We start from the raw sequence: 13,045 nt of genomic DNA, 5'->3' as shown, positions 1-13,045 counted from the left end.
TCCCCAGACATTTGAGACGGGCGCCGGCGCGCCGAAGGATATGCCATGAAAGCCGAAATTCATCCGAATTATCATACGATTACGGTCGTGATGACCGACGGGACCGAGTATCAGACCCGCTCCACTTGGGGCAAGGAAGGCGACAAGCTGAACCTCGATATCGATCCCAAATCGCACCCGGCCTGGACCGGCGGGTCGCAGCAGATCCTCGATCGCGGCGGCCGAGTGTCGCGCTTCCAGAAGAAGTTTTCAGGCTTCCTCAAGAAGGACTGAGGGCTTTCGGATCGCTCTCCTCCTGCCTAGAAATGCAAAACGCCCCGGCAAACCGGGGCGTTTTTTGTTATTCCGTCATTGCGAGCGAAGCGAAGCAATCCATCGCGCAGCAGGTGGAAGCATGGATTGCTTCGCTACGCTCGCAATGACGGTCGAGAGAGCTTTCGACCTTACTGCTCGAACGCCGCCTTCAGGCGGTTGAGCTGCGGCACCAGCGGATTGCCGATCGGCGCGCGTTCGGCCGATGGGGCGTGGATCGTCGTGTCGAGCCGGCGGACCCGCGCCTGCAGGCTCATCGAGCGCGCGATCAGGTCCTGCAACTGCGGAGGCAGTTTGGCGATCATGTCCTCGGGACCGGGATCGGCGGCCGTGAGCTTGACCTTGGTCTTTTCGCGGTTGGCCTGGGTCAGCGTCATCTCGCCTTCCTTGACCGCGCGGTGCAGCAGCAGCCAGGACGCGAGCTGCATCAGGCGGGTGGTGAGACGCATGCTTTCGGTTGCGTAAGTGAGGCTGACAGAACGTTCGAGCGCCTTGGCTTCGGTGCGGCCGTCGCCGTCCAGATAGGCGGCGGTTTCTTCGACCAGGTCCATGCCTTCCCGAAACAAGGTTCCGAATGCCGCCGAATTGGTAAGTCGCTCGCTGAACAGAACGAGCGCGGATTCGCCTTGCGAACGGTCCGCCATGGTTAACGCCCTCACGCCACTATTTGCCCCAACCGGCTGTGAACCCACCGGCTTATGATGAACAAATCATTGCTCGGGCGAGGTCGAGAGTCCAGCGGCAACCAAATTTATGGTTTCCAGCTCGTGGGGGCACAAAATAGCCGTAGAGAGCACAAAAAAGAGCCGCCGTTTCCGGCGGCTTTTGAAGTTGATAACAGGGAGGCGTCAAACAGAGTGGACAGGAGCCACTCGGTGTCCAAACGAGGACAATGACAGTCATAATCGAGAAAGCTTAACCCTTCGTAAACGAGCGAATTTCTTTAAGCTTTATTTGCCATGTCGGCCATTGGCCGAGCTTTCGGAGTTAACCTCGGATCGGTCGTGCGGCGGCCGAGCGCCGCGGGATTACGCTTTGTACGCGACCCAGCCTCTGAAAGTGAAAGCCGCATAGAACAATGCGACGTCAGCAAATCCCGCTTCTCTCAGCAGCGCTTCGTCCTGTTCCGGGGATAGCAGCGGCAAGCGTTCGCTGATCGCCGCAATCGCGCTCTCGGCGTTTGATGCGGGTACGCCGGAGGCCGCCGCAAAGGCGGCATAGCGCGCCAACCATTTTGCCTTTTCGCCGTCTTGCTGGGGGAAGCTGTGATGCGCGACGACGAGCGGAGCACCGGGTTTCAACCGCCGATGTATCTCTGTCAACGTGCGTCGGCGCTCCTCTTCGGGAATGAAATGCAAGGTCAGGAGGCACGTCGCCGCATCGAACGGCCCTGGCGGCGCGCTGTTGATGTAGCCTTGGCAAAGGTCGACGCGCGACGCGAGCGGACCAAGCGTGCGCTCGGCCAGAGCAAGCATTTCCGGCGATGGATCGACACCGCAAAAACACCATCCGCGCTGTGCTTCGGCGAAAGCTTTCAGCTCCAGCCCGCCGCCGGCGCCGAGGACGAGCACATGGCCATCGTCCCGGATTCGTTCGGCGAGAAGCAGGCGCGTCATCTGTTGCAGGGCGAGAAATCCTGGAACCTGACGTATCGGGCCTTCGGCATAGCGGGCGACGCTATCCGGATCAGAAAAAGGTATCAACGCGCCTGTCCCGCTACGATTTGAAGAACGCGTTCGCGGCGTCCTTCGAGGCGCGCTTTTTGGTTACCGCCTCTTTCAAGCGGTCGGCTTCCGCATTCAACAGCGCGATACGCTCGGTCAATTCCTCGACCGACAGGAGCGACAGGTCCTGACCGATCTCATGGCTCTTTCGTGGCTTGTCGTCATCCTCGATCGCCATGCACCTCTCCTTCCGCTGGTTCGTAACAGCTTGCTGATCCCGCAAGCGGTTGCCAGCCGCATCCGGGCTGGCTAATCAGGGGCCTCCTTTAAAATTCTTAGCCTTTCGCAAGGACAAATCATGGAAAAGCTGCCCGCGCAAATGACCGTTATCGGCATCAGCAAACCCGGCGGCCCCGAAGTCCTGCTGCCCGAAACGCGCAGCGTGCCAAAGCCCGGTCCGGGCGAAATCCTGGTCAAAGTCATGGCCGCCGGCGTCAACCGTCCCGATGTCGCGCAGCGCTCCGGCAGCTACCCGCCTCCGCCCGGCACCAGCGACCTGCCCGGCCTCGAAATCGCCGGTGAAGTGGTCGCGCTCGGCGAAGGCGCCACCAAGCACAAGCTCGGCGACAAGGTGATGTCGCTGGTGGCGGGCGGCGGCTACGCCCAATATTGCATTGCGCAAGACGCACAGGCGATGGCGGTGCCGCCATCGCTTTCGATCCAGGAAGCCGGCGCGATCCCGGAAACGTTGATGACCGTGTGGCATAACGTGTTCGAGCGCGGCGCGCTGAAGCCGGGAGAAACCCTGCTGATCCATGGCGGCTCGTCCGGTATCGGCACGATGGCAATCCAGCTCGCCAAGGCATTTGGCTCCAAGGTGATCGTGACTGTCGGCTCGCAGGACAAGATCAACGCCTGCCTGAAACTCGGCGCCGACCGCGCCATCAATTACAAGACCGAAGACTTCGTCGCCGTGGTCAAGGCGGAGACCAACAATGTCGGCGCCAACCTGATCCTGGACATGGTCGCCGGCGACTATGTTGATCGCAACTATGATGCCGCCGCGGTCGATGGCCGGATCGTGCAGATCGCGACCCTCAACGGTCCCAAGGTTACCGTCAACATCGCCAAGGTAATGGTGAAACGGCTGACCCATACCGGCTCCACGCTGCGCCCCCGTACTAATGCGGATAAGGCGGCGATGGTGGCGGCAATCGAAGCCAAGGTCATGCCGCTATTGCGCGAAGGACGCGTAAAACCGCTGATGGACAGCTCATTCCCGCTGGAAAAAGCAGCCGACGCGCACCGGCGGATGGAGACCTCTGCACATATTGGCAAAATTGTGTTGGCGGTTTAGCGATCGCCCGGCGAAGCGTGGGTGGAAACCCTTTGATTTGCTTCGCTTTCATGTCATTTATCGCCGCTACGCCGACCCGTTCGCTGGGCCGGGAGAATCGCTGGTCGCGGAGTACTGACATTGCGTCTGATCAGGTGCCTGGCGCTACTTGCGCTGGGCCTCATGATTGTTGCGGCGGCGCCTTCGGCGCACGCCATTGACGCTGTCAGCGTCCGCAGCGACGCGCCCGCGATCGATCTCACCGCAGTCCTCGATCATCAACGCAGCGAAACTGATCGCATCCAGGTTTCGACCGCGCCCGGAACCGACGGCATCGTCCGCCGCATCGAAGTCCGCGCCCGCGAAGGCGGGCAGAACTGGGTGGTGTTCGCGCTGGCCAACAATACCGATGACCAGCTCGACCGTCTGATTGTCGCCCCGCATTATCGCATCGTGTCATCAGGCCTGCTGTGGCCCGATCTCGGCCTGTCGCGCATCGCAACGATCACGCCGTCGACCGGAGATCGCCCCGAGCGACAGGAAAGCGCGACCGCCGACATCTTCCGCATCACGCTTGATCCCGGTGCCGTCATCACATTCGTGGCGGAACTGCGCACCGATAAACTTCCGCAGCTCTATCTGTGGGAACCGGACGCCTACAAGGACAAGGTCAACTCGTTCACCCTCTACCAGGGCATCGTGATCGGCATCTCCGGCCTTTTGGCGTTGGTGCTAACGATCCTGTTCGTGGTGAAGGGCAGCATCATGTTCCCGGCGGCCGCCGCACTGGCCTGGGCGGTGCTGGTCTATATCGGCGTCGATTTCGGTTTCTGGGGCAAGGTGCTCGACATGTCGAACAACGCCGAGCGCGTCTGGCGCGCGGCGGGCGAAGCGATCCTTGCGGCGACGCTGCTGGTGTTCCTGTTCGCTTATCTCAACCTCAGCCGCTGGCATGTACGCTATTCCCACATCACCGTCGGTTGGCTCGCTTTCCTCGGCTCACTGGTGGCGCTGGCGCTGTTCGATCCCGCGGTTGCCTCCGGCATTGCGCGCATCTCGCTGGTGCTGATCGCCTTCGCCGGCTTCGCGCTGATCGTCTATCTCTCGACGCATGGCTTCGACCGCGCGGTGCTGCTGATCCCGACCTGGTTCCTGCTGGTGGTCTGGGTGATCGCCGCCGGAATGACGGTGGCGGGAAGCGTCACCAACGACATCGTAGGCCCCGCGCTGCTCGGCGGCCTCGTGCTGATCGTGATGCTGATCGGATTTACGGTCATGCAGCACGCTTTCGCCGGCGGCGGAGCCACCACCGGCATCGTCTCCGACGTCGAGCGACGCGCGCTGGCGCTGACCGGCTCGGGCGATCTGATCTGGGACTGGGACGTCTCCGCCGACAAGGTTTTCACCAGCCCGGAGACCGAAAGCCTGCTGGGGCTAAAGCGTGGCACGCTGGAGGGTCCCGCTGCCAAATGGCTCGAAGTGCTGCATCCGCTCGACCAGGATCGCTTCCGCGCCGCGCTAGACAGCGTGCTCGACCAGCGCCGCGGCCGGCTTGTGCAGGATTTTCGCCTGCGCACCCCCGACGGCCACTTCATGTGGTTCGCGCTGAAGGCGCGTCCGGTGGTCGGTTCCGACGGCGAAGTGTCGCGAGTCGTCGGGACGCTCACTGACGTCACCGAGTTCAAGAACGCCGAAGAGCGCATGCTGCACGACTCCGTGCACGATAACCTCACCGGCCTGCCAAACCGCAAACTGTTCATGGACCGCCTCGGCGCGGTGGCCAATTTCGCCAAGAGCGTGCCGAACCTTCGTCCCACGCTGATGGTGATCGATCTCGACCGCTTCAAGCAGGTCAACGACTCCGTCGGCATCGCGGTCGGCGACTCGATTCTGCTGACGCTGGCGCGGCGGCTGACGCGCATCCTCAAACCGCAGGACACGCTGGCGCGGCTGGCCGGCGACCAGTTCGGCCTGATCCTGTTGTCGGAGCAGGATCCGGCGCGCATCACTAATTTCGCCGAGACCATCCGCAAGACGATCCGCGCGCCGATTGCATTCAACGACCGCGAGATATTCCTGACGGCCTCCATCGGCCTTGCGCTCTCCGATCCGCAGACGCAGCTCTCCAACGATATCATCAAGGACGCCGAGCTTGCGATGTATCATTCCAAGCGCATCGGCGGCGACCGCATCGACGTCTACAAGCCGGCGATGCGCGCGCGCAAGACCGACCGCCTGACGCTGGAAAGCGAGCTGCGCCGCGCCATCGAGCGCCAGGAAATCACGATTCTTTATCAGCCGATCGTGCGGCTGGAAGATCGCTCGATCGCGGGCTTCGAGGCCTTGGCGCGCTGGGATCATCCCAAACTCGGCCGGATGTCACCGTCGGAATTCATCACGATTGCCGAGGAAATCGGCCTGATCGTCGATCTCGGCATGTTCGTGCTGGACCAGACCGCGCGGCAGCTTTCGGTGTGGCAACGTGCAATGCGCTCGCGCGAACCGATCTTCGCCTCCGTCAACGTCTCCTCGCGGCAATTGCTGCGGCACGACCTGATCCACGACATCCGCACCGTGCTGTCGCGCTCATCGGTGGCGCGCGGCACGCTGAAACTGGAGCTGACGGAATCGCTCGTCATGGAGAATCCCGAGCATGCCGCGCAGATGCTGACGCGCATCCGCGAGCTCGGCACCGGGCTGTCGCTCGACGATTTCGGCACTGGCCATTCCTCGCTGGCCTATCTGCAGCGCTTCCCGTTCGATACCATCAAGATCGACCAGTCATTCGTGCGCACAACCAGCCGCGGCACCCGCCCGGTGATCCTCAAATCGATCATCGCGCTGGCGCACGATCTCGGCATGGACGTCGTGGCGGAAGGCGCAGAGACGGATTCAGATGCAGTGGAGCTATATCAGCTCGGTTGCGAATACGCTCAAGGCTTCGCCTTCGGCGAACCGATGGATGCCGACGCCGCGATGCGGCTACTCACCGAAGAGCGGCTTGAAGCGGCGAGCTGATAGTGTCGTCAGCAAAACGCGCTGCTCCTGGGCCATCGTCATACCCCGCGAAGGCGGGGTATCCAGTACGCCGCGGCCTCTCGATTCCAGCGCCAGCGTCTCTGGAATACTGGATCGCCCGCCTGCGCGGGCGATGACAGCCGCGGGATAGCAGCCGAAGTCCTTGCCACATCACCGCCTCGCCGGCATCCGCTTGAACTTGACGCTTTTGCCATCGGCCTGGCGCGTGGCGATGTAGCCTCCTTCGAGGCACGCCTCGCGCTGCGGCATCTTTTCCTGCGGGCTGCGCAGGCTGTCCCACCACGACGCACGCTGGGCCGCACGCGGCAGCGCGGCGTCGATGATCTCCTCGATCTCCTCAAAACTCAGCACGAATTCGGAACGCGTTTGCGCCTTCAGATAGTCCCGTAACGGGTCGTAAACGTTCACGCGGGTCCTCGATGGTGATTTGCACAAAACCGTCGGCGCCGGCAACCAGCCGTTAACTCTTTATCATAACCCGCTCGCCGCTTAAGGCCGCAACAATTTATACGGCGCATACCGGATGGCCTGGAGCAGACGATGCTATTCGGACGGCAAAGCGACGTGGCCGGAAAGGGTTGGTTCAGGAAAGTCTCCGGCCGCCGGCCCTGGCGCTTGTCCGTGAAGCTCTTGATTGCATCCTCGATCGCAACCGTGATCGGCTTCTCCGCGATTTGCACCAGCGTCATGCTCGACATGCGCCGCGGCGAGGAAGAGCTCGCACGCCAGACGCTGGAGAATCTCGCAGCTGGCATCGACGCAGATATCAGCCGCAATATCGAGCTCTACGATCTGTCGCTGCGCGCCGTCGCCAGCAATCTGGTGTTGCCGGAAGTCAAGGGCGTCAGCAAGGAGATCCAGCACCTGATCCTGTTCGATCATGCCGCCACCGCCAAACATTTTGGCGTGATCCAGGTGTTCGACACGGAGGGCAAGCTGACGCACGACGCCTCAAGTCTCGATCCGGCACCGGAGGATCGCAGCGACGAGGAGTACTTTCAGGTCCATCGCGCCAGTCCTGATGTCGGCCTCTATATGAGCCGCCCGATGCTGCGCCGCAGCGCCTATTCGATCGTGCTCAGCCGGCGCATCAATGACTCCGACGGCGGCTTCCTCGGCGTTGTGGTGGGCTCGATCCGTTTCAGCTATTTCCATGAACTGTTCGGCCGGCTCACGCTCGATCCCGGCGATACGATCACGGTATTGCGTCAGGATCGAACGATCATCATGCGCAAACCGTTCGACCTCGACATCATCGGAAAGAATCTGGCCCAGCGGCCAAAGTGGAATCCGGCGGCTCCTATGCCGGCGTCGGGCCCGTCGATCCGACACCGCGGCTTTACGTCAGGAGCGGCAGCACGAACTTGTTCTTTGTCGTGGTCGGCAAGCCGCTAGACAGCATCCTGAAGCTTTGGCACCGCGAAGTGCTGCGGATCGGAGCCATTATGCTGGTGCTGATCCTGTTCGTGGTCGGCACCACGCTGTTCCTCGCGCGCGAGATCGGCCGCCGCGCCGAGGCCGAGGACAAGCTCGAAGAGCTGGCTACCACCGATTCGCTCACCGGGCTGAAGAACCGGCGCAAGTTTGATATCGAGATCGACGCCGAATGGCGGCGGGCGGCGCGCAACAAGACGCCGGTCGCGGTGCTGATGATCGATGCCGATCATTTCAAATCCTACAACGACACGTTCGGGCATCAGGCCGGCGATCAGGTGCTGGTCGGCATCGCGATCTGCATTTCGGACGCGGTGCGGCGGGCCGGCGATTGTTCGGCACGCTACGGCGGCGAGGAGTTCGCGGTGCTGCTGCCGGGCCTCTCGGCGATCGAAGCCTTCGCTGTTGCCGAGACCATCCGCCTGAAAGTCGAGCAGTGGTCGGAAGATCCGGGCGTGACGACCGTTAGCATCGGCGTGGCCAGCATAACGCCGTCTGCGTCGCTAAATTGGTCCGACCTCATCGAAGCCGCCGACAAGGCGCTCTACGCCGCCAAAGCCAACGGCCGCAACCAGTCGGTGGTCGCCGCAATCCCGCAGCTCGCGCTGGTGGCTTAGGAATCAGTGTCGTCATGCCCGAAGGCGGGCATCCAGTACGTCGGACCGCTTCGGATCGAGCATCAACGCCGTGGAGTACTGGATCATCCGCTTTCGCGGATGATGACAGCTGAGGAACGCGGAATGCGCCCCTCTCCTCACTTCGCCAGATACTTCTTCATCTCCGCCCGCAGGCTGTCGCGCAGTTCGTCGCGAGCCATGCCGTAGGCAATGTTGGCGCGCAGGAAGCCTGACTTCGAGCCGCAATCGTGCCGCTCGCCCGCGAACTCCACGCCATAGAATTTCTGCGTCTTGGCGAGGGTTTTCATCGCGTCGGTGAGCTGAATCTCGTTGCCCGCACCGCGCTCCTGCTTTTCCAGGATCTTGAAGATTTCCGGCTGCAGGATATAGCGCCCGGTGATCGAGAGGTTTGACGGCGCCGTACCCTTCGGCGGTTTCTCGACCATGCCGTCGACCTCGAACATGTTGCTGGCGAGGCGCTTGCCGACGCCGCAAATGCCGTATTGGTGGGTGAGATCGTCAGGCACCGCTTCGACCGCAAGCAGATTGGACTTGGCGCCGAGCGTGGCTGCTGCCTCGATCATCTGCTTCAGGCAGCCCGGCGTGTTCAGCACCAGTTCATCCGGCAGCACCACCGCGAACGGCTCGTCGCCGACGATGTGGCGCGCGCACCAGACCGCATGTCCGAGGCCGAGCGGCGCCTGCTGGCGGGTGAAGCTCATGGCGCCGGCTTCAGGCTGGTCGCGCGCCAGAATGTCCTGCTCGGCCTTCTTGCCGCGCTGAGCCAGCGTGGTGTCGAGCTCGAACATGCGGTCGAAATGGTCCTCGATCACGCCCTTGTTGCGACCGGTAACGAAGACGAAATGCTCGATCCCGGCCTCCTTGGCTTCGTCGACCACATACTGGATCAGCGGCTTGTCGACGATGGTCAGCATCTCCTTGGGCATCGCCTTGGTGGCGGGCAGGACGCGGGTGCCTAGGCCGGCGACCGGAAAAACGGCTTTACGGATTTTCATGGGATATCGGGAGCCTTAGAAATGAGGAAAGTGCTTTGAAAGCACGTTGATAGCCGGTTTGCAGCCCCGAACAAAGGCGGATGTATGGTGACCATTCACCTCCCTTGCGCGCGGGCGGCGCGACAACAAAATGCCCACTGTTAAGCTATTGGAAACCGTGGCAGGGACTTCTGGCACTGGGTTGGTTACGACGGACGGACACTGCATGGGCGTAGCTGAACGAGCGATGAGTAATCGAACCGGCGCGATCTTAATCGCGGCCGCGCTGTTGTGTTCCTGTCCGGCAACTTTCGTCACCCCGTCCTATGCTCAATCGGCCGGCAGCGACGGGATTTCGAACTTTTTGGGCAACATCTTCTCGGGTCCGAAGGCCACTCCTGCGCCGCAGGCAGCGCCGGGCCCGAACGGCGCTCCGCCGCCGTGGAGCGGCGAGGACGGCGCTTCCGGCCATCCCCTGATGACCGCGAGTGCGATCCGGCAGGCGGCAGAGAATTTTCAAAATTGCGTCGCCTCGATGTGGCCTGATGCCGCACGGCGCAACATCAACCAAGAAAATTTCCAGCGCTTCACCGCAGGCCTCGAGCCTGATTTGCGCATCATGGACCTGATGGATTCGCAGCCCGAATTCACCAAGGCGATCTGGGACTATCTCGACATTCTCGTGAACGACAACCGCCTCGCCAAGGGGCGCGAGATCCTTGCGAAATACAAACCGCAATTCGATGCGGTGGAGAGAAGCTATGGCGTCGATCGCTACGTCGTCGCTTCGATCTGGGGCATCGAATCCAACTACTCGACCCAGATCGGCGACCGCAGCGTGGTGAATTCGACGGCGACGCTCGCCTGCATCGGCCGCCGACAGGCCTATTTCAAGGACGAGTTCCTCACCGCGCTGGAAATCCTTAACCGCGGCGATCTGCGTCCCGAACAGATGCGCGGCTCCTGGGCGGGCGCGTTCGGGCCGACGCAGTTCATGCCGACCGCCTTCAAGCGCTATGCGGTCGATGGAGATGGCGATGGCCGCCGCGACGTCGTCGATAACGCCGCCGACCTGATCGCCTCCACCGCCAACAACCTCAAGAAGGACGGCTGGCAGACCGGCCGGAGTTGGGGATACGAGGTGGTGCTGCCGCAGGGCTTCAATTTCATGCTGGCGGACAAATCCAAGGCAATGACGATCGCGCAGTGGCAGGCCCAAGGCCTGACCCGGGCCGACGGCAAACCTTTCCCCGATACGGCCGAAAAGGCCTACCTTCTGGCACCTGCCGGCATGCAGGGACCTGGCTTCCTGATGCTGCAGAATTTCCGGGTGATCATGAAATACAACCCGGCGGAGGCGTATGCGTTGGCGATCGGCCATTTTGCCGACCGCCTGCGCGGCGGACCGCCCTTCGTGCAGCCCTGGCCGCGCCAGGAACGGGTGCTGTCGCGGGCGGAGCGGCTGGAACTGCAGCAGCTTCTAGCCCAGCGCGGCTTCTACCGCGGCACCCCGGACGGCCAGTTCGGCGGCCAGACGCGGGAGGCGCTCCGCAGCTTCCAGGCCTCCATCGGCGCGCCGGCGGACGGATTCGCCTCGGCGGACGTGCTGGAGCGCCTGAGAGGGCGGTGAAACCCCGCGTTTGGGGGCCGAAGGGAGCCCCAAAACCAAGATTCGGCAGAAGTCTTGACGGTCCGGCGGGAACACCGGCTTATGTTTATGGGGAAAATCTGCCCGCTTGTGGTCCGATTCCAATACTATATTTGACGCTTCACGATCCATTTTGCGACCGAGCCGGATGCGAAAGCCAAAATCCTTCTTGCACGTGTTCACCGAGACCGGCCCGCTGGTGGCGCTGGCGGTTGCGATCGCACTTCTGGTGGGGATCGCGGGACCGGCTTCCGCGCAGTTTTTCAACTTCGGCGGATTCGGCGGTGCGCCGCGGCAAGCGCCACAACGCGGCGGCGGCTGGTTCGGTGGCGATTTCTTTGCGCCCTTCCAGCAGCAGCCTCAACAGCAGGCGCCGCGCCAGGATTTCTCCCGCGCACCGGCGCCCGCCAAGCGCGACACGGTGCCGGAGCGTAACGTGCTGGTGCTCGGCGACGCCATGGCCGACTGGCTCGGCTACGGCCTGGAAGACGCCTATTCTGAGCAGCCCGACATGGGCGTGATCCGCAAGCACAAGACCGTCTCTGGCCTGATCAAGTATCAGCCGCGCGGCGAGCCCGCCGATTGGGCCGCGGCCGCAAAGGGCATCCTCGCCACCGAAAAGGCTGACGCCATCGTCGTCATGCTCGGCCTCCACGACCGCCAGGCGATCCGCGAGGCGGCCACCGAGAAGAAGACCGACAAGAAGGAAGAGAAGAAGGACGCGCGCGGCAAGCCGGACGCCACCAAGCCGGCGGACGCCAAGCCGAAGCCGGAAGGTTCGACTGATACCGCCAAACGCGACGACAAACCTGCCGATGCCGAATTGTCGCCTGACGATGCGACCGACGACGCGCCACAGAGCGGCGCGCCGGACAAGAACGCACGTTCGGGCGGCGGGCTCTACGAATTCCGCGACGAGCGCTGGGTCGAGCTCTATGCCAAGAAGATCGAAGAGCTGATCGGCATCCTGAAATCCAAGGGCGTGCCGGTGCTGTGGGTCGGCCTGCCGGCGATCCGCGGGCAAAAGGGAACAGCCGACATGCTGTTCCTCGATGCGCTCTATCGCGATGGCGCGGGCAAGGCCGGCATCACCTATGTCGATATCTGGGATGGCTTTGTCGATGAAGCCGGCCGCTTCCTGCAGAAGGGTCCCGATTTCGAAGGCCAGATCCGGCAACTCCGCACCGCCGATGGCGTCTTCTTCACCAAGCCCGGCGCGCGCAAGCTTGCGCATTATGTCGAGCGCGAGGTGACGCGCCTCTTGGCAGCGCGCTCCGGACCGATCGCCGTGCCGATCGAGCCGACGACACCAGAGGCCAATGTCGCACCCGGCCAGCCGGCGCCGCGCCCCTTGGCCGGACCGGTGATGCCGCTGGTGGCCTCTTCGGTCGGCACCGATCAGCTGCTCGGTGGTCCCGGCTCGCGCCCGGCGGCGGTCGACGCGCTCGCCGCGCGCACGCTGGTGAAGGGTGAAGCGCTGGCGCCGCCTGCCGGCCGAGCCGACGATTACGTCTGGCCTCGCCGGGAAATCGGCCGCGAGCCGGCCAGAGGCGATACGCCGGTTGCGGCCACTTCGCCTAGCGGAGCGGTCGCGGCTGCGCCCGCCCAGAAACAGCTTCTGCTGCCGCCGCCGCAGCAAACGCTGCAGCAACAGCAGAGGAGACTGCCGCCGCCGCCGATGCAGATTCGGCCGCCGCAAAACAACGGGCCGTCGCTGCGCGACTTCTTCGGCGGCTTCGGTGCGGCGCCGCGGCCGCCCGCGCCTCCCGCGGCCGCACCGCCGCGTGGTGGACCGTTTGCTCCGGGCGCGCCGCGTCCGCCGGGTAGCGTTGGACGATCGGCCGAGATGCCGCCCGGCGCATTCATGCGATAAGGGCTGCCATCCGAAGCGATGCGCCGGCATCGAATTACGGTGTGCTATTGCACAGCGTCGTACGTCTCGATCCAAAACGTCTGGTTTCGGCCTTCGCGCTGCTGCGCGTCGCGGAATGACTGCTACG

At 63.1% G+C, this 13,045-nt stretch carries 10 protein-coding genes and 1 pseudogene; 6 read left to right on the top strand and 5 right to left on the bottom strand.

Annotation, left to right across the window (positions count from 1 at the left end):
- Positions 1-45: 45 nt before the first annotated feature.
- A complete protein-coding gene (rpmE, locus tag J6524_RS24690) occupies positions 46-273 on the top strand; it encodes a 50S ribosomal protein L31 (protein WP_057833964.1) in 228 nt (75 codons plus the stop codon).
- Positions 274-443: 170 nt separating this feature from the next.
- On the opposite strand, the gene rcdA is transcribed toward rpmE, so the two are convergent.
- The 3 genes from rcdA to J6524_RS24675 all read right to left on the bottom strand — a co-directional run bounded on the left by rcdA (position 444) and on the right by J6524_RS24675 (position 2,214).
- On the bottom strand, positions 444-956 hold the full coding sequence (rcdA, locus tag J6524_RS24685; RefSeq protein WP_225675369.1) for a protease adaptor protein RcdA: 513 nt from the start codon (positions 954-956) through the stop codon (positions 444-446).
- 384 nt (positions 957-1,340) lie between these two features.
- On the bottom strand, positions 1,341-2,015 hold the full coding sequence (locus J6524_RS24680) for a class I SAM-dependent methyltransferase (RefSeq protein WP_225675367.1): 675 nt from the start codon (positions 2,013-2,015) through the stop codon (positions 1,341-1,343).
- 13 nt (positions 2,016-2,028) lie between these two features.
- The gene (locus J6524_RS24675; protein WP_225675365.1) at positions 2,029-2,214 is read right to left on the bottom strand and encodes a DUF1192 domain-containing protein; all 186 of its coding nucleotides are present in this window, start codon (positions 2,212-2,214) and stop codon (positions 2,029-2,031) included.
- A 120-nt stretch (positions 2,215-2,334) separates the two neighbouring features.
- On the opposite strand from J6524_RS24675, the gene J6524_RS24670 reads away from it, so the two are divergent.
- On the top strand, positions 2,335-3,333 hold the full coding sequence (locus J6524_RS24670) for an NAD(P)H-quinone oxidoreductase (protein WP_225675363.1): 999 nt from the start codon (positions 2,335-2,337) through the stop codon (positions 3,331-3,333).
- A gap of 120 nt (positions 3,334-3,453) precedes the next feature.
- Positions 3,454-6,330 carry an EAL domain-containing protein gene (locus J6524_RS24665; protein ID WP_225675361.1) on the top strand — a complete coding sequence of 959 codons (2,877 nt, stop codon included), beginning with the start codon at positions 3,454-3,456 and terminating at the stop codon, positions 6,328-6,330.
- 171 nt (positions 6,331-6,501) lie between these two features.
- Here J6524_RS24665 and J6524_RS24660 read toward each other — a convergent pair whose 3' ends face one another.
- Positions 6,502-6,759: a DUF7662 domain-containing protein gene (locus J6524_RS24660; RefSeq protein WP_225675359.1), complete on the bottom strand. Its 258-nt coding sequence runs from the start codon at positions 6,757-6,759 to the stop codon at positions 6,502-6,504.
- Positions 6,760-6,891: 132 nt separating this feature from the next.
- Between J6524_RS24660 and J6524_RS24655 the strand changes: the two are divergent.
- Positions 6,892-8,402: pseudogene (locus J6524_RS24655) on the top strand (sensor domain-containing diguanylate cyclase).
- A 137-nt stretch (positions 8,403-8,539) separates the two neighbouring features.
- On the opposite strand, the gene galU reads toward J6524_RS24655, so the two are convergent.
- Complete coding sequence (gene galU / locus J6524_RS24650; RefSeq protein WP_225675357.1) at positions 8,540-9,418, bottom strand: UTP--glucose-1-phosphate uridylyltransferase GalU; 879 nt, start codon at positions 9,416-9,418, stop codon at positions 8,540-8,542.
- 226 nt (positions 9,419-9,644) lie between these two features.
- On the opposite strand from galU, the gene J6524_RS24645 reads away from it, so the two are divergent.
- Positions 9,645-11,027: a lytic murein transglycosylase gene (locus tag J6524_RS24645; protein WP_225675355.1), complete on the top strand. Its 1,383-nt coding sequence runs from the start codon at positions 9,645-9,647 to the stop codon at positions 11,025-11,027.
- A 166-nt stretch (positions 11,028-11,193) separates the two neighbouring features.
- Complete coding sequence (locus J6524_RS24640) at positions 11,194-12,918, top strand: SGNH/GDSL hydrolase family protein (RefSeq protein ID WP_225675354.1); 1,725 nt, start codon at positions 11,194-11,196, stop codon at positions 12,916-12,918.
- Positions 12,919-13,045: the final 127 nt, after the last annotated feature.

The organism is Bradyrhizobium hereditatis (assembly GCF_020329435.1).
GTDB classification, from domain to species: Bacteria; Pseudomonadota; Alphaproteobacteria; order Rhizobiales; family Xanthobacteraceae; genus Bradyrhizobium; species Bradyrhizobium hereditatis.
This window is presented reverse-complemented; position numbering and strand designations above follow the sequence as displayed.

Coding starts and splice junctions, on each gene's coding strand:
- rpmE (WP_057833964.1), top strand. CDS start 46: ATGAAAGCCGAAATTCATCCGAATTATCATACGATTACGGTCGTGATG.
- rcdA (WP_225675369.1), bottom strand. CDS start 956: ATGGCGGACCGTTCGCAAGGCGAATCCGCGCTCGTTCTGTTCAGCGAG.
- J6524_RS24675 (WP_225675365.1), bottom strand. CDS start 2,214: ATGGCGATCGAGGATGACGACAAGCCACGAAAGAGCCATGAGATCGGT.
- J6524_RS24670 (WP_225675363.1), top strand. CDS start 2,335: ATGGAAAAGCTGCCCGCGCAAATGACCGTTATCGGCATCAGCAAACCC.
- galU (WP_225675357.1), bottom strand. CDS start 9,418: ATGAAAATCCGTAAAGCCGTTTTTCCGGTCGCCGGCCTAGGCACCCGC.
- J6524_RS24645 (WP_225675355.1), top strand. CDS start 9,645: ATGAGTAATCGAACCGGCGCGATCTTAATCGCGGCCGCGCTGTTGTGT.
- J6524_RS24640 (WP_225675354.1), top strand. CDS start 11,194: ATGCGAAAGCCAAAATCCTTCTTGCACGTGTTCACCGAGACCGGCCCG.